General features: G+C 69.0%; 28 protein-coding genes. 14 read left to right on the top strand and 14 right to left on the bottom strand.

Features of this window, described 5'->3' with window-relative positions; translation table 11 throughout:
• From AAG801_RS22470 to gcvP, 3 genes are all read left to right on the top strand, one after another.
• A partial coding sequence (locus tag AAG801_RS22470; RefSeq protein ID WP_341890354.1) for a glycine cleavage T C-terminal barrel domain-containing protein occupies nucleotides 1-606 on the top strand: 606 nt, incomplete at its 5' end.
• Nucleotides 607-677: 71 nt separating this feature from the next.
• The gene (gene gcvH, locus AAG801_RS22475; RefSeq protein WP_153284863.1) at nucleotides 678-1049 is read left to right on the top strand and encodes a glycine cleavage system protein GcvH; all 372 of its coding nucleotides are present in this window, start codon (nucleotides 678-680) and stop codon (nucleotides 1047-1049) included.
• Nucleotides 1050-1109: 60 nt separating this feature from the next.
• A complete protein-coding gene (gene gcvP / locus AAG801_RS22480) occupies nucleotides 1110-4019 on the top strand; it encodes an aminomethyl-transferring glycine dehydrogenase (protein WP_341890355.1) in 2910 nt (969 codons plus the stop codon).
• A 19-nt stretch (nucleotides 4020-4038) separates the two neighbouring features.
• On the opposite strand, the gene AAG801_RS22485 is transcribed toward gcvP, so the two are convergent.
• The 3 genes from AAG801_RS22485 to AAG801_RS22495 form a co-directional block, all read right to left on the bottom strand.
• Nucleotides 4039-4287, bottom strand: a complete 249-nt coding sequence (locus tag AAG801_RS22485; protein WP_341890356.1) for a hypothetical protein — start codon at nucleotides 4285-4287, stop codon at nucleotides 4039-4041.
• A gap of 125 nt (nucleotides 4288-4412) precedes the next feature.
• Nucleotides 4413-5327 carry a DUF3014 domain-containing protein gene (locus AAG801_RS22490; RefSeq protein ID WP_341890357.1) on the bottom strand — a complete coding sequence of 305 codons (915 nt, stop codon included), beginning with the start codon at nucleotides 5325-5327 and terminating at the stop codon, nucleotides 4413-4415.
• Between the two features lie 142 nt (nucleotides 5328-5469).
• On the bottom strand, nucleotides 5470-6588 hold the full coding sequence (locus tag AAG801_RS22495) for a DUF2855 family protein (RefSeq protein ID WP_341890358.1): 1119 nt from the start codon (nucleotides 6586-6588) through the stop codon (nucleotides 5470-5472).
• 50 nt (nucleotides 6589-6638) lie between these two features.
• Here AAG801_RS22495 and AAG801_RS22500 point away from each other — a divergent pair, with 50 nt between their 5' ends.
• The gene (locus AAG801_RS22500) at nucleotides 6639-7256 is read left to right on the top strand and encodes a TetR/AcrR family transcriptional regulator (protein ID WP_341890359.1); all 618 of its coding nucleotides are present in this window, start codon (nucleotides 6639-6641) and stop codon (nucleotides 7254-7256) included.
• On the opposite strand, the gene AAG801_RS22505 is transcribed toward AAG801_RS22500, so the two are convergent.
• Nucleotides 7231-7908 (bottom strand): phospholipase, encoded by a 678-nt coding sequence (locus tag AAG801_RS22505; RefSeq protein ID WP_341890360.1) that lies wholly within the window; start codon nucleotides 7906-7908, stop codon nucleotides 7231-7233. The two genes, AAG801_RS22500 and AAG801_RS22505, sit on opposite strands and share 26 nt — an antisense overlap.
• A 72-nt stretch (nucleotides 7909-7980) precedes the next feature.
• On the opposite strand from AAG801_RS22505, the gene AAG801_RS22510 reads away from it, so the two are divergent.
• Nucleotides 7981-8364: a hypothetical protein gene (locus AAG801_RS22510; protein ID WP_341890361.1), complete on the top strand. Its 384-nt coding sequence runs from the start codon at nucleotides 7981-7983 to the stop codon at nucleotides 8362-8364.
• 117 nt (nucleotides 8365-8481) lie between these two features.
• Here AAG801_RS22510 and AAG801_RS22515 read toward each other — a convergent pair whose 3' ends face one another.
• The 4 genes from AAG801_RS22515 to AAG801_RS22530 all read right to left on the bottom strand — a co-directional run bounded on the left by AAG801_RS22515 (nucleotide 8482) and on the right by AAG801_RS22530 (nucleotide 12514).
• Nucleotides 8482-9522, bottom strand: coding sequence for a nitronate monooxygenase (locus AAG801_RS22515; RefSeq protein WP_341890362.1), 1041 nt, complete (start codon nucleotides 9520-9522; stop codon nucleotides 8482-8484).
• Nucleotides 9523-9625: 103 nt separating this feature from the next.
• Entirely contained in the window at nucleotides 9626-10123 is a 498-nt protein-coding gene (locus AAG801_RS22520) for a hypothetical protein (protein ID WP_341890363.1), read from the bottom strand.
• Between the two features lie 7 nt (nucleotides 10124-10130).
• A complete protein-coding gene (locus AAG801_RS22525) occupies nucleotides 10131-11432 on the bottom strand; it encodes a UDP-N-acetylglucosamine 1-carboxyvinyltransferase (protein WP_099796443.1) in 1302 nt (433 codons plus the stop codon).
• A 164-nt stretch (nucleotides 11433-11596) separates the two neighbouring features.
• Nucleotides 11597-12514: a DUF3883 domain-containing protein gene (locus tag AAG801_RS22530; protein ID WP_341890364.1), complete on the bottom strand. Its 918-nt coding sequence runs from the start codon at nucleotides 12512-12514 to the stop codon at nucleotides 11597-11599.
• A 111-nt stretch (nucleotides 12515-12625) separates the two neighbouring features.
• On the opposite strand from AAG801_RS22530, the gene AAG801_RS22535 reads away from it, so the two are divergent.
• Nucleotides 12626-13345, top strand: a complete 720-nt coding sequence (locus AAG801_RS22535; RefSeq protein ID WP_341890365.1) for a hypothetical protein — start codon at nucleotides 12626-12628, stop codon at nucleotides 13343-13345.
• Nucleotides 13346-13348: 3 nt separating this feature from the next.
• Here the strand turns inward: AAG801_RS22535 and AAG801_RS22540 are convergent, their stop codons facing one another.
• Nucleotides 13349-13666 carry a hemagglutinin gene (locus AAG801_RS22540; protein ID WP_341890366.1) on the bottom strand — a complete coding sequence of 106 codons (318 nt, stop codon included), beginning with the start codon at nucleotides 13664-13666 and terminating at the stop codon, nucleotides 13349-13351.
• A 108-nt stretch (nucleotides 13667-13774) separates the two neighbouring features.
• Between AAG801_RS22540 and AAG801_RS22545 the strand changes: the two genes are divergently transcribed.
• Nucleotides 13775-13996, top strand: a complete 222-nt coding sequence (locus AAG801_RS22545) for a hypothetical protein (protein ID WP_341890367.1) — start codon at nucleotides 13775-13777, stop codon at nucleotides 13994-13996.
• Between the two features lie 11 nt (nucleotides 13997-14007).
• On the opposite strand, the gene AAG801_RS22550 is transcribed toward AAG801_RS22545, so the two are convergent.
• Nucleotides 14008-14280 carry a hypothetical protein gene (locus AAG801_RS22550; protein ID WP_341890368.1) on the bottom strand — a complete coding sequence of 91 codons (273 nt, stop codon included), beginning with the start codon at nucleotides 14278-14280 and terminating at the stop codon, nucleotides 14008-14010.
• A 106-nt stretch (nucleotides 14281-14386) separates the two neighbouring features.
• On the opposite strand from AAG801_RS22550, the gene AAG801_RS22555 reads away from it, so the two are divergent.
• From AAG801_RS22555 to AAG801_RS22565, 3 genes are all read left to right on the top strand, one after another.
• A complete protein-coding gene (locus tag AAG801_RS22555) occupies nucleotides 14387-16465 on the top strand; it encodes a S8 family serine peptidase (RefSeq protein WP_341890369.1) in 2079 nt (692 codons plus the stop codon).
• An 89-nt stretch (nucleotides 16466-16554) separates the two neighbouring features.
• On the top strand, nucleotides 16555-16806 hold the full coding sequence (locus AAG801_RS22560; RefSeq protein WP_099796436.1) for a hypothetical protein: 252 nt from the start codon (nucleotides 16555-16557) through the stop codon (nucleotides 16804-16806).
• Between the two features lie 91 nt (nucleotides 16807-16897).
• On the top strand, nucleotides 16898-18502 hold the full coding sequence (locus AAG801_RS22565; RefSeq protein ID WP_341890370.1) for a phospholipase D-like domain-containing protein: 1605 nt from the start codon (nucleotides 16898-16900) through the stop codon (nucleotides 18500-18502).
• Here AAG801_RS22565 and AAG801_RS22570 read toward each other — a convergent pair.
• Nucleotides 18493-19479 carry a LysR substrate-binding domain-containing protein gene (locus AAG801_RS22570; protein WP_341890371.1) on the bottom strand — a complete coding sequence of 329 codons (987 nt, stop codon included), beginning with the start codon at nucleotides 19477-19479 and terminating at the stop codon, nucleotides 18493-18495. The two genes, AAG801_RS22565 and AAG801_RS22570, sit on opposite strands and share 10 nt — an antisense overlap.
• Before the next feature lie 127 nt (nucleotides 19480-19606).
• On the opposite strand from AAG801_RS22570, the gene AAG801_RS22575 reads away from it, so the two are divergent.
• Together AAG801_RS22575 and AAG801_RS22580 are read left to right on the top strand one after the other, a co-directional pair.
• Nucleotides 19607-20827, top strand: coding sequence for a M20 aminoacylase family protein (locus AAG801_RS22575; protein ID WP_341890372.1), 1221 nt, complete (start codon nucleotides 19607-19609; stop codon nucleotides 20825-20827).
• A gap of 41 nt (nucleotides 20828-20868) precedes the next feature.
• Nucleotides 20869-21861 carry a tripartite tricarboxylate transporter substrate binding protein gene (locus AAG801_RS22580; RefSeq protein ID WP_341890373.1) on the top strand — a complete coding sequence of 331 codons (993 nt, stop codon included), beginning with the start codon at nucleotides 20869-20871 and terminating at the stop codon, nucleotides 21859-21861.
• A 12-nt stretch (nucleotides 21862-21873) separates the two neighbouring features.
• Here AAG801_RS22580 and AAG801_RS22585 read toward each other — a convergent pair whose 3' ends face one another.
• Complete coding sequence (locus AAG801_RS22585) at nucleotides 21874-22074, bottom strand: hypothetical protein (protein ID WP_192196228.1); 201 nt, start codon at nucleotides 22072-22074, stop codon at nucleotides 21874-21876.
• Nucleotides 22075-22230: 156 nt separating this feature from the next.
• Between AAG801_RS22585 and AAG801_RS22590 the strand changes: the two genes are divergently transcribed.
• The gene (locus AAG801_RS22590; protein ID WP_341890374.1) at nucleotides 22231-22521 is read left to right on the top strand and encodes a hypothetical protein; all 291 of its coding nucleotides are present in this window, start codon (nucleotides 22231-22233) and stop codon (nucleotides 22519-22521) included.
• A 107-nt stretch (nucleotides 22522-22628) separates the two neighbouring features.
• On the top strand, nucleotides 22629-23522 hold the full coding sequence (locus AAG801_RS22595; protein WP_341890375.1) for an amidohydrolase family protein: 894 nt from the start codon (nucleotides 22629-22631) through the stop codon (nucleotides 23520-23522).
• A gap of 21 nt (nucleotides 23523-23543) precedes the next feature.
• On the opposite strand, the gene AAG801_RS22600 is transcribed toward AAG801_RS22595, so the two are convergent.
• The gene (locus AAG801_RS22600; protein ID WP_341890376.1) at nucleotides 23544-24305 is read right to left on the bottom strand and encodes a tRNA-uridine aminocarboxypropyltransferase; all 762 of its coding nucleotides are present in this window, start codon (nucleotides 24303-24305) and stop codon (nucleotides 23544-23546) included.
• 73 nt (nucleotides 24306-24378) lie between these two features.
• Nucleotides 24379-25779, bottom strand: a complete 1401-nt coding sequence (locus AAG801_RS22605; protein WP_341890377.1) for an NHL repeat-containing protein — start codon at nucleotides 25777-25779, stop codon at nucleotides 24379-24381.
• Nucleotides 25780-26079 lie beyond the last annotated feature (300 nt).

Here is a 26079-nt window from a genome sequence, read left to right on the forward strand (position 1 = left end):
TTCGTCACCCGCAGCGGCTACACCGGCGAAGACGGCTTCGAGATCTCGGTGGCCGGCAAGGACGCCGACGCCCTCGCCCGCCTGCTGCTCGCGCAGCCCGAAGTGAAGCCCGTCGGCCTGGGCGCGCGCAACTCGCTGCGGCTCGAAGCCGGCCTGTGCCTGTACGGCAACGACATCGACACCACCACCACCCCGGTCGAAGCCTCGCTCAACTGGGCGATCCAGAAGGTGCGCCGCGCGGGCGGCGCGCGCGAAGGCGGCTTTCCGGGTGCGTCCAAGGTGCTGGCCCAGCTGGCGGCCGTTGCCTCGGGCGCGGCCGGCCACACCGACCACGAGACGCTCACGCGCAAGCGCGTCGGCCTGGTGGCGCTGGAACGCATTCCGGTGCGCGACGGCACGCTGCTGCAATCGCTCGAAGGCCACGACATCGGCACCGTCACCAGCGGCCTGCTCGGCCCCACGGCCGACCGCTGCGTGGCCATGGGCTACGTGGCCGCCGCCTTTGCCGAGCCCGGCACGCGCGTGCAGGCCGTCGTGCGCGGCAAGCCGGTGCCGATGGAGGTGTCGACGATGCCTTTCGTGCCGACGCGCTACTACCGCGGCTGAGCGCCACTGAACACCGCAGACCCGGCTAGGCTCTGCACCCCGATTCAATTTTTTCCACGAGGAGTTTTTTCATGAGCATCAAATACACCAAGGACCACGAATGGGTGGCGGCCGAAGGCGGCGCCGCCACCGTCGGCATCACCGTGCATGCGCAGGACGCGCTGGGCGACGTGGTGTTCGTCGACCTGCCCGAAGTCGGCAAGACCTTCGCGCAGGGCGAGGTCGCCGGTGTGGTCGAGTCGGTGAAAGCCGCCGCCGATGTGTTCATGCCTGTGTCGGGCGAGATCACCGAAGTGAACGAAGCGCTGCGCGCCGACCCGTCGCTGGCCAACAGCGACCCGCTGGCCTCCGGCTGGTTCTTCAAGGTCAAGCTGAGCGAACCCGCGCAGCTCGACGCCCTGCTCGACGCCGCCACTTACGACAAGTTCGCCGCCGAGTCCTGATCCGCTGAGCCGCAGCAGTTTCTTCGCACCTTCGTTCCTTCCCCCCGAGCCTTCACCGCCATGCCGATTCCCGCCCTTCCCTCTTTGCAAGCCCTAGAGAACGCCGAAGAATTCCTCGCCCGCCACATCGGCATCGATGCAGCGGACGAGGCGCGCATGCTGCCGGTGATCGGCTCGGAAACGCGTACGGAGCTCATCGACGGCATCGTGCCGGCGGCCATTCGCCGCGCCCGGCCGATGCGCCTGCCCGCGCCCGTCACCGAGGCCGACGCGCTGGCCGAGCTGAAGACGCTGGCGTCGAAGAACAAGGTGTTCAAGAGCTTCATCGGCCAGGGCTACTACGGCACGCATACGCCGGGCGTGATCCTGCGCAACATCCTCGAAAACCCCGCCTGGTACACGGCCTACACGCCCTACCAGGCCGAGATCTCGCAGGGTCGCATGGAAGCCCTGCTCAACTTCCAGACGATGGTGTGCGACCTCACGGGCATGGCCATCGCCAACGCGTCGATGCTCGACGAAGCCACGGCCGCGGCCGAGGCCATGACGCTCGCCAAGCGCAGCGTGAAAAGCAAGAGCAACGTGTTCCTCGTGTCGGGTGACTGCCATCCGCAGACCATCGAAGTCATCAAGACGCGCGCTGCGCCGCTGGGCATCGAAGTCAAGGTGAGCACCGTGTCGGAAACGCTGCCGCACCTGATGGTGAGCGGCGAATTCTTCGGCGTGCTCGCGCAGTACCCGGCCACCACCGGCCACGTGCACGACCTGCGCCCGCTCGCGGGCCACGCGCACCAGTGCGACGCCGCCTTCATCGTCGCAGCCGACCTGCTGGCGCTGACGCTGCTGGTCGCCCCCGGCGAGTTCGATGCCGACATCGTCTGCGGCACCACGCAGCGCTTCGGCATGCCGCTGTGCAACGGCGGCCCGCACGCCGCCTACCTGGCCTGCCGCGATTCGTTCAAGCGCTCGCTGCCCGGCCGCCTCGTCGGCGTGAGCGTCGACACGCACGGCCAGCCCGCCTACCGCCTCGCGCTGCAGACGCGCGAGCAGCACATCCGCCGCGAGAAGGCGACGTCGAACATCTGCACCGCGCAGGTGCTGCCGGCCGTGGTCGCCAGCATGTACGCCGTGTACCACGGCCCCGACGGCCTCACGCGCATTGCACAGCGCGTGGCCGTGCTCACCGCCATCCTCGCCAAGGGCCTGTCGCAGATGGGCCGCGAGCCGGTGAACACCACCGCCTTCGATTCGCTGACGATCCGCACCGGCGACGACACGGCCGCGATCATCGAGCGTGCGCAGGCCGGCGGCGTCAACCTGCGCCAGCGCCTGCAGCAGCACCTGGGCATTTCGCTCGACGAAACCACCACGCGCGCCGACATCGAAACCCTGTGGGCGCTGTTCGTGCCCGCCGGCACCGCGATGCCGCGCTTCGACGAGCTGGCCGAAAGCACCACGCCGCTGATTCCCGACGACCTGCGCCGCACCAGCGCCTTCCTCACGCACCCGGTGTTCAACACCCACAAGAGCGAAACCGCGATGCTGCGCTACATCCGCAGCCTCTCGGACAAGGACCTGGCGCTCGACCGCAGCATGATCCCGCTGGGCAGCTGCACCATGAAGCTCAACGCGACCAGCGAGATGATCCCCATCACCTGGCCCGAGTTCGCGAACATCCACCCCTTCGCGCCCGCCGACCAGCTGCAGGGCTACGCCCAGCTCGACGCGCAGCTGCGCGCCTGGCTCTGCGAAGCCACCGGCTATGCGGGCATCAGCCTGCAGCCCAACGCGGGCTCGCAGGGCGAGTACGCGGGCCTGCTGGCCATCAAGTCCTTCCACGAAGCCAAGGGCCAGGGCCACCGCAACATCTGCTTGATTCCCTCGTCGGCGCACGGCACCAACCCGGCCAGCGCCCAGATGGTGGGCCTGCATGTGGTGGTGACGGCCTGCGACGCGCAGGGCAACGTCGACATGGACGACCTGAAGCGCGCCTGCGAAAAGCACAGCGCCCACCTGGCCGCCGTGATGATCACCTACCCGAGCACGCACGGCGTGTTCGAGACCCGCGTGAAGGAACTGTGCGAACTCGTGCATGAGCACGGCGGCCGCGTGTACGTCGACGGCGCCAACATGAACGCACTGGTCGGCGTGGCCGCGCCGGGCGAGTTCGGCGGCGACGTGAGCCACCTGAACCTGCACAAGACCTTCTGCATTCCGCACGGCGGCGGCGGCCCGGGCGTCGGCCCGGTCTGCGTGGTCGAGGACCTCGTGCCCTACCTGCCGGGCCACGCCACGGCCGGCGTGCCCTCGAACGGCGTGGGCGCCGTGTCGGCCGCGCCGCTGGGCAATGCGGCCGTGCTGCCGATCAGCTGGATGTACTGCCGCATGATGGGCGCCAAGGGCCTGCAGGCCGCGACCGAAACGGCCATCCTCAGCGCCAACTACATCAGCGCGCGCCTGAAGGACCACTACCCCACGCTGTACGCGAGCCCCAACGGCCACGTCGCGCACGAGTGCATCCTCGACCTGCGCCCGCTCAAGGACACCAGCGGCGTCACCGCCGAAGACGTGGCCAAGCGCCTCATCGACTACGGCTTCCACGCGCCCACGCTGAGCTTCCCCGTGCCGGGCACGCTGATGGTCGAGCCGACCGAAAGCGAACCGCTGGCCGAACTCGACCGTTTTGTCGACGCGATGATCGCCATCCGCGGCGAAATCCGCCGCGTGGAAGAAGGCGTCTGGTCGAAGGACGACAACCCGCTCAAGCACGCGCCGCACACCGCCGCGAGCCTGCTCGGCAGCGAGTGGAGCCACCCCTACTCGCGCGAACTCGGCGCGTTCCCGCTGGCCGAACTCAAGCAGGCCAAGTACTGGCCGCCGATCGGCCGCGTCGACAACGTCTACGGCGACCGCAACCTGTTCTGCAGCTGCGTGCCGGTGGGCGACTACCAGGAAGCCGAAGAGGCCTGAGGGGACGCAGTGCCGCCGCTCAGCCTTCGCGGCGGTACATCGCCCACTTCACCGTGAGCAGGTCCGCCGCGATCTTCGCGGCGTTCACACCCGCGTAGGTTTCGGACGGATCGAACGCGAAGTCCGCCTGGTAGCGCTTGATGTGCGCGTAGTCCCGGTCGAAGGTCATCGGGCCCATGAGTTCGGTGGGGTCGGTGCCGGCGGGAAGCGCCAAAAATTTTTCGGGGTCGGTGGTGCTCTGGTAGAGATCGACGCTCATCAGGTTCATGGCTTGCCCTCGAAGTCTGGAGCGCAATCATCTCGGCCCTTGGCGCTGCATGCAATCGGCCAGCGCCTACACGGCGTGCAGGCGCGCAGCACGTGGGGCAGCGCCCCACCGTGCCTCAGGGTTGCTCAGGGCTGCTTCTTCTTCGCCACGTCGCCCGTGGCGATCCGTTCGCGAAAGCCGCGCAAACTGGCCTTCATCTTGCGCTCGTTCTCGGGCCCCATGCGCACCAGGATCTTCTGACCGGCCGAGAGCGATTCGAGCTTCGGATCGGCGTACTCGTAGCGCACCCAGGGCCGCTGCGAGGGAATGTCGCCCTTCACCTCGACCAGCTTCACCTGCACCGGCCCGGTGGGCTCGGGCGCCTGCAGCAGGTGGTCGATCACGGCGATGAAGCGGTCGTTGAAATAGCGCCCCGGGTAGCCCAGCTCTTCGTACGCCTGCTGGAACAGCGGGTACAGCCGCGCATACACCGCCGCCGCCTTGGCCGGATCGACCGACCCGGCCAGCATCACGATGCCGTTGTAGCGCGCCGCGTTGTTCGCCGCGATGGTCTGCACGCCGCCCTGCTGCGGCCCTTCGGTGATGAAGCGCTGCGGCGCGGGCTGCACCGGCCACTTGCTCGCGGGCGCCTGCTCGCGCGACAGGTTGTCGACCGTGGCGACGAAGCGCCGCGCCACGCCGTCGGACTGCAGGTAGGCCGCCACGGCCTTGCCGCCCAGCAGCTCGGTGAGCGCCTTCATCACGCGCGCATCGGAACTGGCCAGCGCGGGCAGCGCCGCATCGGGTGGGGCGAGTGCTTCGACCGGGTTCTGCGGGCCGATGGGCTCCGCGGCCTTGGGCGGCTCGGGGGGCGCGTCGTTCGGAGCAACGGCGGCCACGGGCGCGTTCGGCAGCGGCGCCAGTTGCTGCTGCTGGTACCAGCGCCAGCCGAAATAAGCCGCCACCAGCACGACGAGAACGAGGCCGATGATGGTGCCCATCGGCATTTCTTTGCGGGGTCGGAATTCGGGGGTGTCGCGGGGGGAGTCGGCGTCGGACATGGGCGGTTTCCTTTTGCGGGATGGCAGTGGGGAGACGAAAGGCAATGGTGCATCAGGATGGCCCGCAAGGGCCGCACGATCGCCACGTTCTCGTAACCCCCTGTGACGCCCCACCCGCGCCGAAGTTCAGTCGGTCAGCCCGTCACTCGCCGCCGATGCGCACCACATGCGCCTCGCGCGGATCGACGCGGCCCGCGTGCAGGTCGGCGATCACCGCCTGCGCATGCGCGAAGCCGCGGCCCTGCGCCAGCGTCATCCAGCGGTTGCCCGGGTGGCTCAGCTCGGCGATGAAGCGGCCCTGCGCTTCGTTGAAACGGCGGTTGACCTCCTGCGGGCCCCAGTCGGCATTCCGCTTGCGGATCTGCACGGGCGCGAAGTAGAGCAGCGGCGTGGGGCCGGGCAGCGCGCTGGTGTCACCCAAAAATTCGGTCTTCTGCGCCGAGCCCGCATAGCAGTCGTACACCAGCGCGTCGCCGAAGTGGTGGTGCACGGTGGCGCGCAGGTCGTCGTGACCCGCGAAGTCGACGTACAGCGTCGGCACGTCGGCCGCCAGCGTGGCGATCTCGCCGTAGGCCACCGTGCGGTCGTAGCAGCCCAGCGCGTCGACGAAGGCGCGGTTGCCCTGCGACGTGGCCGCGATCAGCTGCACGCCCTCGCGGCGGCCAAGGCAGAAGGCCGTGCCGAACGCGGTCTTGCTCGATGCGCTCGACACCACCACCTGCGTCGCACCGAAGAAGGCGTTGTCTTCCAGGAAGTCGGCCAGCATGAACGAGGTGATGAACAGCGGGCGCACCAGCATCTGGTAGTCCTCCAGCGCGGCGACGTAGCCCGCGTCGTGGCTGCAGCGCATGTACTGGTTGTAGGCCGACACCAGCTCGCTGCGGTGCGCCGCGCCGTCGTAGAAGCCGCGCGGCGTCACGCGCACGGGCTGCATGCGCAGGTGGCTCGCAATGGGAAAGTAGCCGTAGAAGCGCTCGCCCATCGCCACGCCTTCGACGTTCGACGCCACCACGTCGGCAAAACCCCAGGCCGGCATGTGGCCCCAGTCGGCGTCGCCGGTGGGAAAGAACTGCCAGTACTTCATCACTGTATCGCCGAAGGCCGCATAGGTGATGTTGTTGGTGGTGAGCGAGAAGCGCTCGATCTGCATCAGCACCTCGCCCGGGGCCAGGCTGCCGGCGTCCTGCGAGGTGACGATGCGGGTGGTCCCGAGGGCGTTCTTGCGCGTTTCGAGGCGGGTTAAAGTGAATGCGTTGTTCATTCGCAAACTGTAGGACGGCCCGCTTCGCCGCGGGTTCGGAAACCCGGTCCATGCCCGCCGCACCCCGCTCCAAGCCCCTGAAACGCCCCACGCAGGCGCGCAGCAAGTTCACCGTGCAGGCGATCTACGACGCCTTTGTTCGGATTTGGCGCGCGCAGGGCTGGGAGGGCGTGACCACGCGCGCCGTGGCGCTCGAAACCGGCATCGCGGTCGGCACCTTCTACGACTACTTTCCCGACAAGGAAGCGCTGCTCTCGGGCTATGTGCGCCACTGCGTCGAGGCGCTGCTTGCACGGCTCGACGCGGACGTGATCGTGCCTTCAGCCATCGACTGGCGCGAGCGCACGCAGCGCCTCGTGCGCCTCACCTGCGACACACGCATCGACGGACTGCCCGCCTTCGACCACGAGATGCTGATGCTCGAACACCGCGTGGCGGAGCCCAAGCACCACCGGCGCGTGTACGACGAACTGCTCGCGCGCTGGACGCAGGCCTTCACCGCCTGCCGCGACCTGCAGCCGCCGCCCTCGCCCGCCACCGTGCAGGCGCTGCTGACGGCGGCCTGGGGCGGGCGCCGCTACCGGCTGCTGGTGCAGCCCGACACCATCGACGACGCGTGGGTCGCCGAGATGGAAGCGATGGTCATGGCGCGGTTGGCTGCGCGCTGAGCGCCTGCAGCCACGCCAGCGTGCCCTGCAGCTCGGCCGGGCGGATCTCGTGCGCGCCCGGGAAGTCCGAGCCCGACAGCGCCAGCGGCAAGCCGCGCGCCAGTTCGCGCGTGGCCTGCGCGGCGCTCGGCGGAATCACGTTGTCGGCGCTGCCATGGCTCACCCACAGCGCCTTGCCGGCGAAGGCCTCGGGCGGCGCGATGTGCGGCACCACCTCGGGCAGCAGCCGGCTGTGCCACACCAGCGCGGCGCGCAGCTTCTCGGGCTGCGTGAGCAGCAGCGACAGCGACATGATCCCGCCCTGGCTGAAGCCGCCGACCACCACGCGTTCGGGCGGAATGCCCAATTGCTGCGACGCCGACGCGACCATCTCGCCGATGAGGAAGCGGCTCTCGCGCTCCTGTTCTTCGTCGATGCGGCGCCCGCCATCGGCCAGCACCTGGAACTCGAACCATGCGTAGGAACCAGGCGACAGCACGTACGGCGCGCGCAGGCTCAGCACATGGAACTGCGGCGGCATCGTGCGCGCCAGGCCGAACAGGTCTTGTTCGTTGCTGCCCACGCCGTGCATCAGCACGAGCAGCCAGGGGTCGCCCGCGGCGGGCTGCGCGGGGTGATGCAGGAAGTGAAGCGGCAAGTGAAGTGCGGTCATGGTGCGGGCGGCTGGATAGACTGGAGCGAAACGAAACGAAAGCATCTCTTGTTCATGCGACACCTCCGGGCCTTGAGCTTACTTCTTGCCACGATCCTGCCGGGCGTAGCGGCCATTGGCGCGCCAGCCACCGAGTTCAGGAAAGGCCCGGTGTGCCCCTTCGACGCGCGCGCGGTGCAGCTGCGCCCCAACCTCTGCGTGGGCTTCGATGCCGGCGCCTATGCGTCGCAACACAGCTACACGGAAGCTGGCAATCTGACCTGCGACGCCACCGCCACCGCAACCGCCGACACCCGGTGCCCCACGCTGCGCGTGCTGACGCGTGCGAACGGCCAGACGCGCACGCGCGTTTTTCCGGCGCCGCGGACCGCCTCGCTCGGCGACCCCAGCGACGCCTGCGTGATCAAGACGATCGCCGTGAATCGCAGCGGCACCCGCTTCGCACTCCAAGGCTAGGGCCGCGACTGCTTCGGCGGCACGGCGCGCTTCTCGGTCGAAGACGTGTTCGAACTGAAGCACGGCGCACCGGTGCTGGTGAAAAAGAACGGCGCCTACTTCCGCTGACCGCAGGGGTCAGCGAAAGCCCTTGGCCAGCGTCCGCGTGACCTCGGCCGACGACACCTCGCGGCAGCCGGTGGCGTTCTGCCCCGACCACAGCGGAGAAAAATCGCCACTGCCCTGTGCCTCGGCCTTGGCGCGCAGCGGTGTGATGCCCGAGGTGGCGAGCGGAAACTCCGGCGCCGGGCCGATGGGCCCCAGCTCGCGCATCACGCGGTTGACGATGCCGCGCGCCGGCCGGCCGGTGAACAGGTTGGTGAGCGCCGTGTGGCGCGCGGCCTCGCTCTTCAGCGCCGCGCGGTGCAGTGCACTGGTCATGGCCTCGGGCGTCAGCAGATAGGCCGTGCCGACCTGCACGCCGGCCGCACCCAAGGCCATGGCCGCGGCCACGCCATCGGCATCCGCGATGCCGCCGGCCGCGATCACCGGCACCTTCAATGCGCGCACCAGCTGCGGCAGCAGCGCGAAAGTGCCGAGCTGCTTCGTCAGGTCGTGCGACAGGAAGTGGCCGCGGTGCCCGCCGGCCTCGAGCCCCTGCGCGATGACCGCGTCGACGCCCTTCGCCTCGAGCCACAGCGCCTCCTCGACGGTGGTGGCCGACACCAGCACCTTCGCGCCCCAGCCGCGCACCTGCGCCAGCAGCGCGTCGGACGGCAGACCGAAATGGAAGCTCACCACCGGCGGCTTGAACTCGGCCAGCAGGTCGGCCACCTCGGCGCTGAACGGGTTGCGCCCCGGCCCGGCCGGAATGGTGGCGGGGTCGATGCCGAACTCCGCGTAGTACGGCGCGAGCGCGCCGCGCCACGTGGCTTCGCGCTCGTCGCTCGGCACCGGCGGCGTGTGGCAGAAGAAGTTGACGTTGTAGGGCTTGTCGGTGCCGGCGCGGATCGCCGCGAGTTCGCTGCGCATCGCGTCGGGGCTGAGCATCGCGCCCGGCAGCGACCCCAGCGCGCCTTCGTTGCACACCGCGATCGCCATCGCACTGCCTTGCGCACCGGCCATCGGCGCTTGGATCAATGGAAGTTCGGTGCCGAGGATCTGTTGCAACGTCGTCATTCGGGGTGCGCTCCTGTGTCCGTGTGTCGAATGACGGCATTCTCCGGCGAAGCCGGTGGGCGCTGCGGCTGCGGGGTCATCGCGGGCGCAGTCGCCCGTCGGCTCAGCGCGCCTTGCCGAAGTCCTTCAGCTTGAAATCGGTGTCGTCCTGATAGCCGTACAGGCGGCACACCGCGCGGAAGTCTTCCGCCGGAAAGCCGGTCCAGGCGTAGTTGCGGGTGCGGTGGCCCGTCTTGCGGTTCTGCACGTCGAACGAGAGCGAGGCCGTCGGCTCGGGCAGGCTGATCGTCTTGTGCAAGCTGGGCACGAACTTGAAGTCTTGCGTCTCAAATCGCCTGGAGGCACCGAACGCCGTGCGCACGACGATGGCCTCGGGCGTGAACTCGTAGCTCGACACGAAGAGGTAGTCGCGCCGCACCGCGACGATGACCACGAGCGCCAGCAACAGCGTCACCGCATAGAACAGCGGCGTGTTGATCGTGCGGTCGACCAGGAAGCGGTAGGCGTAGTTGAACACCAGCGAGGTCAGGCCGACCATCAGCACCAGCTGCCCGAGCTGCATCAGCAGCCACTTGGCCTTGTTCGAGACGGTAACGATCACGGCCGCTTTACTCCTCGCTGGTCCACTCCACCTGCACGCCCAGGCTGCGCAGGTTTTCCACGAAGCGCGGGTGCGCGCGCCGGATCGGCGTGGCGTTGCGGATCTCGGACTTGCCTTCGATGCTCGCGGCCACCATGAACAGCGCGATCGCCACGCGGATGATGTAGGGGCTCTCGACCACCGCCGGCGTGAGCGCGTGGCCGCCGAAGGTGATGAGCCGGTGCGGGTCGGACGAGAACACGTGCGCGCCGAACTTCGACAGCTCGCCGGTCCAGCCCAGCGCACCGTCGTACACCTTGTTCCAGAACATTGCGTTGCCCTGCGCGCGCACGCCCAGCGCAATGAAGATCGGCAGCAGGTCGACCGGGAAGTACGGCCACGGCGCGGCCTCCACCTTGGTGAGCACGTTGCTCGTGAAGGGCGTCTGCACCTTCAGCGGACCGGTGCGGATGGCGCGCGACCAGCCGTCGGCATGCTCGATCTGCACGCCGAACTTGGCGAAGGTGCGATCGATCAGCGGAAAGTTGCCGGGCGCGGTGTTGCGCACCACGACGTCGCCGCCCGTGATCGCGCCCAGCGCCAGGAAGGTGGTGATCTCGTGGAAGTCTTCGTCGAAGCGGAACTCGCCGCCGCCCAGCGTGCCGCCGCCATGCACCGTGAGCCGCGAGGTGCCCATGCCCTCGATGCGCACGCCGATCATGGCCATGAAGCGGCAGAACTCCTGCACGTGCGGCTCCGAGGCCGCGTTGGTGAGCGTCGAGGTGCCGCCCGCGGCAGCCGCGCACAGCACGAAGTTCTCGGTGGTCGTCACCGAGGCGTAGTCGAGCCAGTGGTCGGTGGGCGTGAGGCGGCCGGGGGCATACACCAGCAGCGAGCCCTCGGTGCGCTCCACCTCGCCGCCGAAGCGCTGAAACACCTCGACGTGCGGATCGATCTCGCGCACGCCCAGCGTGCAACCCTTGACGTTGTCTTCCAGCCGCGCCACGCCGAAGCGCGCCAGCAGCGGCGGCACCAGCATGATCGACGAGCGCATTTCCTCGGGCAGCCGGTGGCGGGCCGCGTCGAAGGCGGTTTCGCGGTGGTGCAGCTCGAGCGTGCCGCTCTCGTGGTCCATGCGGACCTCGCTGCCCAGCGTGCGGAAGATGTCGAGGATCTTGCGCACGTCGGTGATGTCGGGCACCCCGAGCAGCCGCAGCGGTTCGCCGGTGAGCAAGGTGGCGCAGAGCACCGGCAGCACCGCGTTCTTGTTGGCGGAGGGAATGATGCGGCCGCGAAGGGGCGTACCGCCGTGCACGATGAGGTTGGACATGAAGGGGGCGAACAGAGGGGCAAAGGCACGAACTGTTCGCGCCGGACGGCGGAACTTTACCGTTGGAAACGACGGGTTTCCGGGGGCTCAGTTGTAAGAATTTGGAAACGCACGCGGCGCGCAGGTGCGGCCGCGGCGTGGCCTGGGCGGCCCCGGGAGGCCGGTCAGGCCTTGCGCTGGAAGCCCGGCGCCTGGTCCACCTCGGTCGGCTTGTAGATCTTGTGCGCCGCCGTCGCGGTGCCCGCGTCGGCCACCACCAGCAGGCGCCACAGCGGCTCGCGCACGGCGCACAGGCTTTCGTCGGGCGTGAGCGCGAAGGTCGGCAGCGCTGCGGCGGTGCCCTTCACGACCACCTTGAGCAGCATCGCGCCCTTGGCGTTCGACACCTCGATGTCGTAGCCCAGCGCCTTGCTCGTCACGTCTTCGGCGTTGTAGCCGTAGCCCTTGAAGTGGCCCATGACATAGGCCATGGCGGCGGCCTGGAGCGCGTCGGGCGTGGTGGGGCCGGCCGGGGCTGCGTCGGCTTCCTCGTCGGGTGCCACGCCGCCACGGGCCTTCGCGGCCGTGATGTCGGCCTCGGTCGGCACCCAGCCGCGCGCACCGCGCACCAGCACCGCGAGCTGCTGCTCGGGTTCCCAGCTCGCCACGTGCCAGTCGGCGTCGTCGCGCACGCGGGTCGACACCTTGGCGCTCTTGTTGCTCTCGAGCTCGGCAATGGCGACGCGGTTGGTCTGCAGCACGGCGCGGAAACCCTGGCCGGCGTCGAAGGTGCGCTTGAGCAGCGCCAGACGGTCCTTGGCGCGCTGCGCCTGCTGGGCACTGCGCACGCCGCCGCCGGGGCGGCGCTGGGCGTCGAGCGATTCCAGATAGAACCAGCGGCCACCGGCCGCCACGCTCACGTACTCGCCCCAGATGGTGGCGATGACGTTGTCGCCCGTGGCGAGCCAGGCGTGCTCGAACGGCTTGTCGCGTGCGTCGAACACCCCCATCTTGGCGACGATTTCGACCGGCGTGAGGCGCGGTCCGGAGAGCCGCATCTCATCGATGGCGGCGAGCACGGAGGGGTCGACTTCCTTGTCCATTCAGCGGAATTCTGGCGAGTTGTGAGGGGGTGGGAGTATGCCGCATCGGACCCCGACCCCGGGTGCGGCGGGCCCCGCCGCGTGTACCCTGCGTGCCTTGAAAGCCCCCGCATGCACGACCTGCTGACCTCCTATTTCTGGCATGGCGACACGCTGCGCAGCCGCAGCGTGGGCGGCGTCGTGCACGCGGCCCTGCTCGACGTGCCCGAGCCCCCGGCCCGCCTCGTGGCCGATTGGCAGCGGGAGATCGCCACGAACGTGCCGCTCGAACCCGGCGATGTCGAACCCATGCCCCTGGCCCGCGCGCGCACGCGCTGGCCCGACTACGCGCTGTGCGTGCAGTCGATGTCCGACTGGCTGGGCACGCTCGGCATGCCCGCCTCCCTGCTGCCCGCCAGCGACGTCGCCCTGATGGCCTGCCGCGGCGCCCGCTACCACCACGACGGCGCGCAGTACGGCGGTGCGGCCTTCTGCAACCTGTTCCTCAGCGAAGACAAGGGCCTGGACGTGCATTTCCCCGTCACGGGCCAGCGCATTGCGCTCACCCGGGGCACTGCCCTGCTGTTCGACACCGGCCAGCCTCACGCCGTCGTGCCCCGCGGCAGCGACCACGGCTTCGATGCGGCCGATTTCCCGGAGAGCCAGGACCTCACGCAGCTGTTCCTGACCTGGGAGCTGTCGATCGAAGACGCGCAGCTGGCGCGCCTGCTCGGCGTCGGCTTCGATGTCGATCCGGTCACCGCGTCGCGGCTCGAGGAAGAACAGGTTTGGGTGAACGGCGAACCGGCCGAGGTCTGCGCGAGCTCCGGCCGCTGGCGCAGCGCCCCGTAGCAATCAATCACCCTGGCGGTAGTGAGTCCCCGGCCGCGCCGCCGAATCGATGATGTCCCGCCACGACTTTCCCGCGCTTCGCAGTTGCTCGATCGACGGACCCAGCGTGTTGCCATAGCGGCCGTGCGACCTGGCCTCAAGGGCCTGCAGTTCGGCTGACGGCGTCAGCGCGCGGTAGTGCAGCTTGAGATCGTCCCGCTTCGCGAAGATCCACCGCGCCACCTGCTCTTCGCCCACACCATCGGCCAGCATCCGCAACGCGGCAGGCCCGAGCGCGGCCACGGCCGCTTCATAGGTCTTGCGTACGTTGGGGTCTGCCATGCGGAATCAGGGATGGATGTGACGGGCGATTCGACCCATTGTGCATACGACGCGCACGCTACAGTGGCCGTCTCTTCCTCCCTTTTCGTGCATGCCCGGAGCCCGACGATGCGCTACCTCTTCAATGTGTTCGGCCACACGCTGCGCGTCGAAATGATCGATGCCCGCTGGCGCAGCCACTGGGTCGGCGCCGATGGAAAACTGGGCCCCGCCCAGCTCGCGATTCCCCCCGATGTGGCGCCGGCCGACCTCGCGCAGTACCTCTACGACATCTATCACGAGAACGCGACGCCGACGAACGGCGATGTCTTCGAGATCGGAGCGAAGTGAGCGTGGCGCTGCTATCGCTGCGTCGTCACCTTCGATGACGTGCGAAACGCCAGCCAGGCCACGCCGCCAAACGCCAGCACGAAGACGAGCAGCGGCCCCACCTCCCTGGCCCTGAAGCCCTCGCTCACGAGGTTGGCGAGCAAGCTCCACGGCACCAGCGGAAACGCAAGCAGCACCACCACCGAAGGCACATGCGCGTGCGACGGATAGAGAACCAGCGCGAGGCCCGTCGCTAGAAGGCTCGCCACCAGGTACGCGAGCAGGAGCTTGAAGACCACTTTCATGCGGCGATTCTGACCGCCCCGCTTCCCCGGCCGGCGTGACAGATGCCACGCCGATCTGCTACACCTTGCAGTACTCACCTCATCCGTGCGCAAGGAGATTCGACCGATGGCCACAGGCAAGAAGCGCGTCGCCGCGAAGAAGCAAACACCCGCTGATACCCAAGTCCCCAAGATGCCGCATGGCGTGCTGACGCCGACGCTGTCGTCCACCAGCGTGCGGCTTCATGTGACGGGGCAGATCAAGCTCCTCAACAGCTGGGTCGAGATGCCGCCCGAGATGGCCGCGGCGATGGTGGCGCTGCCGAGCGCAGGCCCGGTGCCCGGCAGGGCCTCACCCGCCCTCACCGCCGCGCTTGCCGGCACGGCCGACGCGCTGTGCACGAGGCTCTCGCCGGTGTCTGCCTTCGGGCTCGCGCAACTCCAGCGCCTGCCGATGGACGTGGAAACCTCGATGGACCCGCGCCTGCAGCTGGCGGTAATGAACCGCCGCGCGGGCAAGCAGAGCATGCCCATCTCGTCCGCCGACGGCGACTCGGTGCCGGTGGTGGCGCGCGTGACCAGCCACGCCGAGTGGGCGGACATTCCGGACGTCGATGCGGGCTCCGATATCGGCACCGCGGACGACGGCACGGTGCTGGTCACGGGCCGCATTCCGCTCGGCAAGGCAGAAGCCATTCGCCAGCATCCGGCCGTGCTCAGCATGAAGGCCTCGCAGCCCGTGCTGCCCGCCTTGAACAACACGATTGCCTCGATGGGCGTGCAGGCCGGCAACCCCGCGCTCGCCGGCACAGCCGGTGGCAGCGGCGTGGTGATCGGCGTGGTCGATTCGGGCGGCGACTTCGCGCACCAGAACTTCGTCAAGGCCAACGGCAAGACGCGCCTGCTGGCACTGTGGCAACAAGGCGCGCCGGCCAAGGCCAACAGCCCCTACGGCTACGGCCGGCTCTTCGAGGCGGCGGACATCGACAAGGCGCTGAAGAAGGCCGACCCGTACAAGGCACTGGGCTACGACCCCGGCGCGGGCAGCCCGGGCAGCCCGGGCTCGCATGGCACGCACGTCATGGACATTGCCGGCGGCAATGGCCGGGGCTCACTGCAACCCGGCGTGGCGCCCAAGGCCGATCTGATCTTCGTCGAGATGTCGGCCCGCGACATCGCGTGGACCGGGCACAACGCCGTGTTCAGCTCCTTCGGCGATTCGGTGCAGATGCTCGAAGCCGTGAAGTTCATCTTCGACCGGGCCGGCGACAAGCCCTGCGTCGTCAACCTGAGCCTGGGCACGAACGGTGGCCCGCACGACGGCACCTCGCTGGTCGAGCAGGGCTTCGACGCGCTGGTCTCGCAAAAGCCCAACCGCGCGATCGTCCTGGCGGCCGGCAATTCGCAGGAAGACAACACGCACACGGCGGGCACCGTGCCCGGCAACGGACACCTCGATGTGTCGTGGACCCTGGTCAACGGCAGGGGCGGCGAGTTCGAGCTCTGGTACGGCGGCAGCCATCGCCTGCGCGCCGAACTGCTGGGCCCCGACAACGAGGTGCTGGCCAGCGTGGCGCCGGGCGAAAACTTTCCGCTCGGCGCGGGCAACGGCGAGATCGCCGCGTTCCTCAGCAGCCGCATCACCGACCCGAACAACAAGGACAACGTGATCGGTATCTGGCTGGCGCCCAACTGGCCCGACGGCGAGTTCAAGGTGCGGCTGCACGCCCTGGCCGCCGACGAGGTGCCGTTCCATGCGTGGCTCGAGCGCCTGGACATCGGCCAGTCGTACTTCGGCAACCCCGTGAAGTCGCACCTGCTGGGCTCGCTGTCGACGGGCAAGCTGTCGATCGTGGTCGGCGCGTACGACGCACGCAAGACGGGTGAACCGGCCGCCAGCTTCTCGAGCGCGGGCCCGACGCGCGACGGCCGGCCCAAGCCCGAGGTCAGCGCACCCGGCGTGCAGGTGAAGGCCGCGCAGTCGCGCACGAAGGACGGCATGGTGAAGAAGTCGGGCACCAGCATGGCGGCGCCGGCGGTGACCGGGCTGGTGGCGCTGATGCTGGCCAAGGCCCACAAGGACGGAAAGAAGCTGACCATCGCCGACATCCGCGCCAGGCTCAAGGCAGGCGTCAAGCCCGGCACGGGGCCGGCCGGCTGGGACCCGCAGCGCGGCGGCGGTCGCGCCGGCAGCGGCGCCATCTGACGATTCACCCATGGCCCCCACTCCCGGTGCGGTTGTGCCGAACCTGAACGGGGGGTGTAATCTGTGTTCCGACCCCCATCTGCCCTCTCATGACCATCGATCTGCGTTCGCTCAAGAAGCTCGACTTTTCGGCCGCCCCCGCGCCGGTGTCGGGCGAGCGCGTCGTCGTGCTGGTCAAGCTGTGCGAGGGCGCCGAGCGCCCGGACTACATCGCCGCGCGCGCCGACATTGCGCCGGGCCTGTTCTCGGCGGAGATTCCGCTCGACAAGCTCCAGCAGCTCGAAGCCGACCCGGCCGTCGAATCGGTCGAGCTGTCGCGCCGCCTGCCCAACATCTCCTGACACGCGACCCCGCGGGGTCGCTCCTTTCGCGCATGCCATGCCGGCAGGCGCCCGCACACGCGTGCACGACAACCCCTCCCAAGGAACATCCATGAGAGCGCTCGACGATGCCGCGCGCGCGGCGGTCCGATCGGTGATCGCGGCCCATCAGGCGCAACTGGCCGCCCTGCCCGGCTACGTGGCGGCGGAGCCGGGCTTTCCGCTGGTCGATGGCCGCTTCCTGCGCGAGCCCGCCGTGATCGTGCTGGTCGACCGCAAGCGCCCCTTGTCGGAAGTGCCACCAGCCGAGCGCGCGCCCCGGCAGCTCGGCCCCTACCGCGTCTGCGTGATGCAGGCCGACCCGGAGCGGCAACTGGCCGCCAGCGCGGACTTCGAGGACACGGTGAACGCGCTCGCCGAAGCGGCCGTCAACCTCGTCTACAAACCGCCTGCAGGCCAACCCATCGACAAGCCCTACAACGTGAAGCAGCCCTTCCTGTGCCACGTCGGCCCCGACGCCGGGTGGCCGGTGCTGCGGCCCTTTCTCGAAGGCACCACGCGCTCGCTGTCGGTGGCGATGTACGACTTCAACGCCGACCACATCGCGCAGGTCTTCATCGACCTCGTGCGCGACGGCGGCATTGAGGCGTCGCTGAGCTGGGACGACGGCATGACGAAGGAAGAACAGGTCATCCGCAAGAAGCTGCGCACGCTGCAGCAGGAGGCCGACCTGACGGCCTGGCTCGTGCAGTGCGGCAAGGGCCGCCGCTTCGCCAGTGCGTACCACGAGAAAGTGGCGGTGCGCGACGGCAAGGCCTTCTGGCTCTCCAGCGGCAACTGGAGCAAACGCAGCCAGCCTGACATCGACCCCGTGGGCACGCCCGCGCAGGCCAAGGGCATGTTCAGCAAGGGCAACCGCGAGTGGCATGTGATCTGCAACGACGCCGTGCTCTCGAAGGTCTTCGAGAAGTACATCCGACACGACCTCGCCGCGTCCGCGAAGGAAGAAGCCGACGGCGCGGCCGATGCGGCGCTGGACGTGGCGCAAAAGCCCACGCTGCCCGATGTGTTCGTGCCGCTCGATCACCTGCTGGAACAGGCCGTGGCATTCGCGGGGCCCGTCGTGCCGGTCGAACCTGCGCGGCTGCCGTCGGTCAAAACCACGGTCAAGGTCCAGCCCGTGCTCACGCCGGACAACTACCTGCCGCACATCAACGCGCTCATCGACAGCGCGCAGACCTCGCTGTACCTGCAGTTCGCCTACATGACCTGGAGCGATGCCGACAAGGACGCGGACTTTCGCGCGCTGCTGCGCAAGATCGCTCAGCGCAGCACCGAGCCGGACCTCGACCTGCGCATCATCCTGGGCAGCACCAGCGCGGCCGAGAACATCCGCAAGCTGGTCGAGGCGGGCTGCAGCCAGGAGGTGTTCCGCGTCCAGGGCAGCATCCACAACAAGGGAATCATCGTGGACGGCCAGACCGTGCTCGTGAGCAGCACCAACTGGTCGGGCGACGGCGTGCTGCGCAACCGCGATGCGGGCCTGATCATCCACAACGAGGACGTGGCGCAGTACTACCAGCAGGTCTTCCTCGACGACTGGGACTCGCGCGCCAGAAGCCGCGTGGACGACGACCCGCCGGTGACGCTCGCCTCAGCCGATGCGCCCACGCCGCCGGGCATGGTGCGGATGTCGTGGAGCGACTATCACGGCTGAGGTGGCGCAGCGCCCGGCGCGGCCTCGATGAAATCCACCGAGTGCAGCACCCGCCGCAGCTCCGGATCGTCCGAGGCCTGCCACGCCGGCAGCTGCGCCAGGAAGTGCGCGATGAAGCGCGCCGCCGCGTGCGACGGCGCCTCCTGCGCGCGGCGCACGATACCGACGACGTTGCTGTGGAAGCGCTCGCGCAGCTGCAGCGTCACGAGCGCATGGCGCAGGCTGTCGGTTTCCACCAGCGGCCAGGGGCAGAAGGTGAGCATGTCGGTCTTGCGCACGAGGCCCAGCATCATCGAAGGCGAGTGGGCCAGCTGGATGCGCTGCACGGGCGCGGCCAGGCCGTGCTGGCGGAACAGGTTGTCGAGAAAGCTCGCGCCCTCGCCCGGCGTGAAGTTGAGCACCCAGTCGTCCTGCAGCAGCTCGGCCATCGACTGCGCACCGGCCCGTGGATGGCCGCGGCGCGCCACCACCGTCATGTCGTAGCGGAACAGCGGCTGCGCCTGCAGCCCCTGCATGGCCTCGTCGGGGCCGATGCGGCCGATCAGCAGGTCGAGGCTGCCTTCGCGCAGCCTCGCGTAGCTGAGCGCCGACAGGCCGTCGAACATCTCGAGCTGCACATGCGGCAGCTCTTCGCGGAACAGCGACACCACGCGCGGCAGCAGGGTCTGCGTGACCCAGGGCGTGATGGCCACGGTCAGGCGCTGCTGCGCGCCGGTGTCGCGGTGGCGTGAAAGCGTGTCTTCGGCCTGGCGCAGTTGCGCCAGCACGCGCTGCGCATGCGCCAGCAGTTCCTGGCCGGCCGGCGTGAACCCGATGCCGCCGCCGTGGCGGGTGAACAGCGCCACCTGCGCATGCGCCTCCAGCTCGCGCAGGCCCTGCGTGACCGTGGCCTGGGTGACACCCAGCGCCCGCGCGGCGGCGCGGATGCTGCCCTCGGAGGCGACGGCGGCGAGATAGCGGAGCTGGTGCAGCTTCATGGCGGTCGATTATCCGCAGCCCTCCGCAGCGACAGGCGCAGCCCGCCTCCGCATGGCGGCGCCTGTCTGCCCCCACAGGCAGGGAATTCCTAGACTCGCCGCAAGACAGCAAGGAGACAGATTCCCCATGACGACCTATACCGTCGACAACGCCGCCGCCCTCGACAGCGTGCTGCCCGCCGTGCGCGAGGTCGCGCCCGAGATGGTCGGCCTGCGCCACCAGATCCACGCGCACCCCGAGCTGGCCTACGAAGAGCACGTGACCAGCGAGCTGGTGGCCACACGCCTGGCCGAATGGGGCTACGAGGTGCACCGCGGCCTGGCCGGCACCGGCGTGGTCGGCACGCTGAAGTGCGGCACCGGCACGCGCCGCCTGGGCCTGCGCGCCGACATGGACGCGCTGCCGATTCAAGAGGCGACCGGCCTGCCCTACGCCAGCCAGGTGCCCGGCAAGATGCACGCCTGCGGCCACGACGGCCACACCAGCATCCTGCTGGCCGCCGCGCGCGTCATCGCGCAGGAGCGCAGCTTCGACGGCACGCTGCACCTGATCTTCCAGCCGGCCGAGGAAGGCCTGGGCGGCGGGCGCCGCATGGTCGAAGAAGGCCTGTTCGACCGCTTTCCCTGCGACGCCATCTTCGCGCTGCACAACATGCCGGGCTTTCCGGCGGGCAAGTTCGGCTTCAAGGAGGGTTCGTTCATGGCCTCGTCCGATTCGGTCACGATCACGGTGAACGGCCGTGGCGGGCACGGCTCGGCGCCGCACCTGTCGGCCGACCCGGTGGTGGCCGCGGCGCACATCGTCGTGGCGCTGCAGACCATCGTGTCGCGCAACGTCGATCCGCGCGAGATGGCGGTGGTCTCGGTGGGCGCGATCCACGGCGGCGACGCGCCCAACGTGATTGCCGACAGCGTGCAGATGCGCCTCACGGTGCGCGCCTACCGCCCGGAGATCCGCGCCATGCTGCGCGAGCGCATCACCGAGCTGGCGCAGGCGCAGGCGGCCACGCTCGGCGTGAAGGCCGAGGTGGACTACCACTGGCGCTACCCCGCGCTGGTGAACGACGAAGCATCGACGCGCTTCGCACGGCAGGTCGCGCGCGACTGGCTGGGCGACGACGGCCTGCTGCCGGCGCTGGCGCCGCTCACGGGCAGCGAAGACTTCTCCTTCATGCTCGAGCGCTGCCCGGGCAGCTACCTGATCGTGGGCAACGGCGAAGGCGAGCACCACCGCACCGGCGGCTGCATGGTCCACAACCCCGGCTACGACTTCAACGACGCGATCCTGCCGATCGCGGCCAGCTACTGGGTGCAGCTGGTGCGCCGCTTCCTGAGCGCGCAGGCCTGAGAAGGCCTTCTCCTTTCCCACCTTCCCGTACTGGAACCGCGATGACCCGTCTTCCTTCCTCCGTTTCGCGCCGCGTGGCTTTGGGTGCGCTTGGCGCCGCCGCCCTCTGCGCCGCTGCACCCGCGTTCGCGCAGGGTACCTACCCGGCCAAGCCGATCAAGCTGCTGGTCGGCTACGCGCCGGGCGGTTCGGTCGATATGGCCGCGCGCGTGGCGGCGGACATTCTTTCGGCCAAGCTCGGCGCGACGGTGGTGGTCGAGAACGTGACAGGCGCCGCAGGCGTGGTCGCGGCGCAGCGCGCGGTGAGCAGCCCGGCCGACGGCTACACGCTGCTGGCCGGCTCCAGCAACGAGATGGCGGCCACGGTGCTGGTGAACCCGGCGCAGCGCTACGACCCGGTGAAAGACCTGACCCCGGTCAGCCTGCTCGCTGTCGCACCCGTGCTGCTGGTGGCGGGGCCGAAGGTGGGCGTGAAGAACCTCGACGAGTTCATCGCGCTGGCCAAGCGCAACCCCGGCAAGTACAGCTACGGCAGTTCGGGCGTGGGCTCGACGCTGCACTTCGTGGGCGAACAGATCAAGCAGCGCGCGGGCCTGTTCCTCACGCACATTCCTTACCGCGGCACCGCGCCGCTCACGAGCGACCTGGTCGGCGGCACGCTCGATTTCGCGATCGTGTCGCCCACCGCGGCTGCGCCGTTTCTCCAGGGCGGGCGGATCGTGCCGCTAGGTGTTTCGTCGGCCAAGCGCTTTCCCGGCTTGCCGCAGGTGCCCGCGCTCGGCGAGCATCCGCAGCTCAAAGGCTATGAGCTGAGCGGCTGGTTCGCGCTCGCGGGCCCGAAGGACCTGCCCGCGCCCATCGTGCAAAGCCTGCGCGCGGCGCTGCAGGCCGGGCTGGCCGACCCGGCGATCCGCCGCCGGCTGGAAGAAGGCGGCGCCATTCCCGCCACAGGCAAGGAAGACCTCGGGCAGATCATGCGCGAGGACACGGCGAAGTACGCGACGCTGGTGAAGTTCGCGAACATGCGCGACTGACCTCCGGCTGTTTCAGCGCGGGGGGTCGCCGCCCTGCCGCTCTTCCACCCACCACTTCGATTCCACGGCATTCATCGCACGCGCGTTGGCGATCATCTCGTCGATCTGCGCGCGCGTGGCCGGCGAATCCACCATCCATGCGGTCTGCACGGCATGCGCCGGGCCGTCGGCGGCCAGCCGGTACTCCAGACAAAAACGAACCTCATTGCTCATCGGTGATCGAACCCTCTTTCTCTGCACCGATTCTGTCTGACTCAAGTGAAACAGAACGCATCTTCGATGCGTCGCAGCCACAGGAAGCGATGGCGTTTTGAGGCCATTCGTTCACAATGATTGCACCGTTGTTGCAGCGGAAAGGAGTGTGAAATCATGTTCGACTTCTTGTTTCGGCCCACCCACACGGCCTATTTGAAACGTGCCTCGGCACTGCTCGAAGAGGCCCAGATGGCGCGCATCGAACACCAGGCTGCCGCAGAGCATCACAGCGCCCTCGCCCGCATGTACGCGGAACGCGCCCGGCGGCTCGAGAACGAGCTGTACCGGCAACCGCGCGCCACGGAGCACGGAACCGAAGCGGTCGCGGTTGCGGTGGAAGACCGCCCGCAGCTGTACTCGCTCGACGGCAGCCGCAAGGCGACCACGCATCCGTCCGGCAGCTGACGCCGGCCTGCGCGATCGCTTCGACGTCGCGCCCTGCGACAAGGGCGCGGCTGTGCCGGCACAGCGGTGATGTAATCCGGCTCCCCGGTCATCACCGCGAGAACCTCATGCGCCTCATTGCTGTCCCGCTGCTCGCCGCCTGCGCGGCCTTGGTCTTCTCCTCTGCCCACGGTCAGGCCGCCGCGCCTTACGACGGCCCGCTGTTCGACACCCACCTGCACTACAACCAGGAAGCCTGGGACGGCAACACCGGCCCCTTCCCGCCCACCGAGGCGCTCGCGCGCATGCAGCGCAACCAGGTGAAGGCGATCGTCGCGAACTCGCGTCCCAACGCCGGCACGCAGACCCTGGCCGCCGCGCGCGAGACACGCGCCGCCGGCGTCACCGTCGTGCCTTTCGTGCGCCTGTACCGCAATCGCGACGACTACAGCAACTGGTTCCGCGACGAGACCATCTACGAGATGGTGCAGACCGAGCTGGCGCGCGGCACCGCCAGCGGCCCCTACCGCGGGCTCGGCGAATTCCACCTGTACGAGAGCGCCAACGCCAACGGCCCCGTGGCGAAGAAGCTGATCGCGCTGGCCGAAGAGAAAAAGCTCGCCGTGCTCGCGCACGTGGACGACGTGGCCGTCGACCTGCTGATGGCGAACGCGCCGTCGAAGGGCCGATCGCTGCGCCTCATCTGGGCCCACACCGGTATCGGCGGCACGCCGGTCGAGCGCGTGCAGGCGATGCTGGAGCGCTACCCGCTGCTGATGGGCGAACTCTCGTACCGCCCGGGCCTGACCTGTGAGGGCGGGCGCCTGTGCCCCGAATGGCGCGCGCTGATCCTCAAGTACCCGGAGCGCTTCATGGTCGGCTCCGACACCTGGGTCAACCAGCGCTGGAGCACCTACGACGAGATCATGCGCGGCTACCGCACCTGGCTCGGCGACCTGCCGCCGGCCGTGGCGCAGCGCATCGCCTGGGGCAACGCGACGGCGTTGTTCGACATGCGCTGAGGCAGACCCGCGCAGGATGTCTCAGGCTTCTTGAGTGGGCAGCGCGCGCACCTCGCGCAACCGCCGGTGCGCGGCGCCGTCCCACACCACGGGCTGCTGGTTCTTCGCGCACAGGTAGTGGTGCGTGAACACGCCGAGGTACGCGTCCAACGTCTGCTGCGCGGCATGCTCGCCAGCGAGGTCCATGCACATCGCAGCCACCTCGCTGGTACAGAAGTGGTCGTCGCGGCCGGAGTTGCGCAGCTTGTACTGCGTGATCTGCTCCGGCTGCAGGCTCAGCACCGGCAGCCGGTCGAGGTACGGGCTGCGGCGAAACATCTTGCGTGCCTCGCCCCAGGTGGCGTCGAACAGGATGAACAGCGGGCGCTTCGCGGCGGTACCGCCATCGACCGGGTCAGGCGACGAAGGAACAACGCTCAACACCACGCGCTCGGGCGCCGCGTACTGCCCCGGGAACACCACGTAGGGCTGCCACTGCGGGTCGCTCAGCAACGCCAGCAGCGCGGGATCGGTCTCGGTGCGGGCCCAGCCGAAGGCGAAGGTATCGGCCACCACATCGGCCACCAGCCACCCCGTGTTGGTGGGCTTGAGCGGCTCGATGTCGGCCATGAGCAGGCACACCCCCGCGCGCGTGGCCACCGGCGGGCGCACGGCGCACATGCAATGGCTGGGCACCAGGCGGCAGCCCGCACAGCGCTCGCGCTTGAAACCGCCACGGGCAAGAAAAGGCTTGGCGCTGCGCGCGAGGCGCGCGGCGCGAAGGAGGGAGACGGCATGAGGCATGCGGCGATTCTCGGCGCCGTGGCCGCCGCTTGGCAGACCCCGCCTTCACCAACGCTGCCGCGATGCCTCGGGATCAGGGCGCACGAACCGGCGTGACCTTGCGGATCAGGTTGCCGAAGGTGTCGGCCACGTACAGATTGCCGGCGGCATCCACCGTCACCCCATAAGGCTGCTTGAAGGTGGCCGCTGCGCCGACTCCGTCCTGCGAACCCAGCACACCGGGCTGGCCGGCGAGCGTGGAGACCACGCCCGTCGGCGTGATCTTGCGCAGCAGGCTGTTGCCCGTGTCGGCCACGTAGATGGTGCCGTCGCTGTCCACCGTCAGGCCGCCTGGCCTGCTGAACGATGCCAAGCCGCCAACCCCATCGGTCGCGCCGACCTGGCCCGAACCGGCCAGCGTCGTGACCACGCCACCGGGCGTGATCTTGCGGATCCGGTTGTTGCCGGTGTCGGCAACGTAAATGTTGCCGGCCGCGTCAGTCGCTATGCCGTAGGCCTGCCCGAAAGATGCCGCGGCCCCCGTGCCATCGGCAAAGCCTGCAGTGCCTGAGCCGGCCAGCGTGGTGACGTCGCGGGCAGGTGTGATCTTGCGGACAACGGCGCCAATGAATTCGAGCGCGTAGATGTTGCCGTCGGCGTCCGTGGCCACCGATGAGGGTGTATTGAACGTGGCAGAGGTGCCGTGGCCATCGAGCGACCCGATGGCGCCACTGCCCGCGAGCGTGGTCACGTCGGCCGCCGGCGTGATCTTGCGGATGCGGTTGCCGCCGAATTCCGCGGCATAGGCATTGCCCGCCGCATCCAGCGCAAGACCGGACAGGCCCGAGAACGAGGCTGCCGTGCCGTTGCCGTCTTGCGACGTACCGCTGCTGCCACCGCCCGCAAATGTAGTGACATCGCCGGCAGGCGAGATCTTTCGCACAAGGTTCGTTGCCGTATCCGACACGAGCAGGCTGCCGCTCTTGTCGACGACCACGCTGTACGGGAGATAGAACGACGCCGCGCTGCCGTTGCCATTGACCGAGCCGACCGTGCCGGACCCAGCGAGCGTGGACACCTGCGCCACCGCCGCCGAGCAGGCGACCGCCACGTCGCCGACGTCGGCCGAGGCCTTGCCGCTGCCCTTGGTCACGGTGCAGAACTGCCACTGGGGCTGAGTGCGCACGCTGACCTCGTAGGCCGAACCTTCGGTGAGCGCAGTGGCAAAGCTGAACTTGCCGTCGGCCGTGAGCTTCAGGTCGTCGCCCGCATTGTTCTGGAGCACCAGACTGCCGGCGAGGCCGGTGACGGTGCCACCGACCGTGTGGGTCGCGACGACGGGAGGCAGCGGCTCGGGCTGCGGCTGTGCCGGCGCGACGATCGGCAGGAAGCCTGCGCCACCGCCGCCTCCTCCACCGCCGCAGGCCGCCAGCAGCACGATCACACCGGCCATGGCGCCGCAGCGCCCGAAAGAACTCGCTCGCTTGGAAAGCATCACTGCCCCTTGGGGAAACCCGCTCTCCGGCTGGAGTGCCATCTGTTTCTGAATGTCTATTTTTGTAAGTGACGTACGCCGAGACCATCCCCGAAAACAAGTAAATACGGCGGCGCTTGTCCGTGCGGCCCCGCGAGGCAGGGGCGGACGAAACGTTCGAAAACAGGTCGTGAAAGAGACGGTGCGGCTCGCCCCCTTCGGGGCCGTCAGACCAACCGCAAGTCCTTCGCCGCCGCCCCGCCGAACACCTTCGCCCCCTGCGCCGGCGGCAGCCCGTACATGCGCTGGAACAGCCCGCCC

It is taken from the genome of Variovorax sp. YR752, from assembly GCF_943372545.1.

What these genes read in the sequence shown, in the direction of transcription:
- gcvH (WP_153284863.1), top strand. Translation starts at nt 678, where the DNA reads ATGAGCATCAAATACACCAAGGACCACGAATGGGTGGCGGCCGAAGGC.
- gcvP (WP_341890355.1), top strand. Translation starts at nt 1,110, where the DNA reads ATGCCGATTCCCGCCCTTCCCTCTTTGCAAGCCCTAGAGAACGCCGAA.
- AAG801_RS22485 (WP_341890356.1), bottom strand. Translation starts at nt 4,287, where the DNA reads ATGAACCTGATGAGCGTCGATCTCTACCAGAGCACCACCGACCCCGAA.
- AAG801_RS22490 (WP_341890357.1), bottom strand. Translation starts at nt 5,327, where the DNA reads ATGTCCGACGCCGACTCCCCCCGCGACACCCCCGAATTCCGACCCCGC.
- AAG801_RS22495 (WP_341890358.1), bottom strand. Translation starts at nt 6,588, where the DNA reads ATGAACAACGCATTCACTTTAACCCGCCTCGAAACGCGCAAGAACGCC.
- AAG801_RS22500 (WP_341890359.1), top strand. Translation starts at nt 6,639, where the DNA reads ATGCCCGCCGCACCCCGCTCCAAGCCCCTGAAACGCCCCACGCAGGCG.
- AAG801_RS22505 (WP_341890360.1), bottom strand. Translation starts at nt 7,908, where the DNA reads ATGACCGCACTTCACTTGCCGCTTCACTTCCTGCATCACCCCGCGCAG.
- AAG801_RS22515 (WP_341890362.1), bottom strand. Translation starts at nt 9,522, where the DNA reads ATGACGACGTTGCAACAGATCCTCGGCACCGAACTTCCATTGATCCAA.
- AAG801_RS22525 (WP_099796443.1), bottom strand. Translation starts at nt 11,432, where the DNA reads ATGTCCAACCTCATCGTGCACGGCGGTACGCCCCTTCGCGGCCGCATC.
- AAG801_RS22530 (WP_341890364.1), bottom strand. Translation starts at nt 12,514, where the DNA reads ATGGACAAGGAAGTCGACCCCTCCGTGCTCGCCGCCATCGATGAGATG.
- AAG801_RS22535 (WP_341890365.1), top strand. Translation starts at nt 12,626, where the DNA reads ATGCACGACCTGCTGACCTCCTATTTCTGGCATGGCGACACGCTGCGC.
- AAG801_RS22540 (WP_341890366.1), bottom strand. Translation starts at nt 13,666, where the DNA reads ATGGCAGACCCCAACGTACGCAAGACCTATGAAGCGGCCGTGGCCGCG.
- AAG801_RS22545 (WP_341890367.1), top strand. Translation starts at nt 13,775, where the DNA reads ATGCGCTACCTCTTCAATGTGTTCGGCCACACGCTGCGCGTCGAAATG.
- AAG801_RS22550 (WP_341890368.1), bottom strand. Translation starts at nt 14,280, where the DNA reads ATGAAAGTGGTCTTCAAGCTCCTGCTCGCGTACCTGGTGGCGAGCCTT.
- AAG801_RS22555 (WP_341890369.1), top strand. Translation starts at nt 14,387, where the DNA reads ATGGCCACAGGCAAGAAGCGCGTCGCCGCGAAGAAGCAAACACCCGCT.
- AAG801_RS22560 (WP_099796436.1), top strand. Translation starts at nt 16,555, where the DNA reads ATGACCATCGATCTGCGTTCGCTCAAGAAGCTCGACTTTTCGGCCGCC.
- AAG801_RS22565 (WP_341890370.1), top strand. Translation starts at nt 16,898, where the DNA reads ATGAGAGCGCTCGACGATGCCGCGCGCGCGGCGGTCCGATCGGTGATC.
- AAG801_RS22570 (WP_341890371.1), bottom strand. Translation starts at nt 19,479, where the DNA reads ATGAAGCTGCACCAGCTCCGCTATCTCGCCGCCGTCGCCTCCGAGGGC.
- AAG801_RS22575 (WP_341890372.1), top strand. Translation starts at nt 19,607, where the DNA reads ATGACGACCTATACCGTCGACAACGCCGCCGCCCTCGACAGCGTGCTG.
- AAG801_RS22580 (WP_341890373.1), top strand. Translation starts at nt 20,869, where the DNA reads ATGACCCGTCTTCCTTCCTCCGTTTCGCGCCGCGTGGCTTTGGGTGCG.
- AAG801_RS22585 (WP_192196228.1), bottom strand. Translation starts at nt 22,074, where the DNA reads ATGAGCAATGAGGTTCGTTTTTGTCTGGAGTACCGGCTGGCCGCCGAC.
- AAG801_RS22590 (WP_341890374.1), top strand. Translation starts at nt 22,231, where the DNA reads ATGTTCGACTTCTTGTTTCGGCCCACCCACACGGCCTATTTGAAACGT.
- AAG801_RS22595 (WP_341890375.1), top strand. Translation starts at nt 22,629, where the DNA reads ATGCGCCTCATTGCTGTCCCGCTGCTCGCCGCCTGCGCGGCCTTGGTC.
- AAG801_RS22600 (WP_341890376.1), bottom strand. Translation starts at nt 24,305, where the DNA reads ATGCCTCATGCCGTCTCCCTCCTTCGCGCCGCGCGCCTCGCGCGCAGC.
- AAG801_RS22605 (WP_341890377.1), bottom strand. Translation starts at nt 25,779, where the DNA reads ATGCTTTCCAAGCGAGCGAGTTCTTTCGGGCGCTGCGGCGCCATGGCC.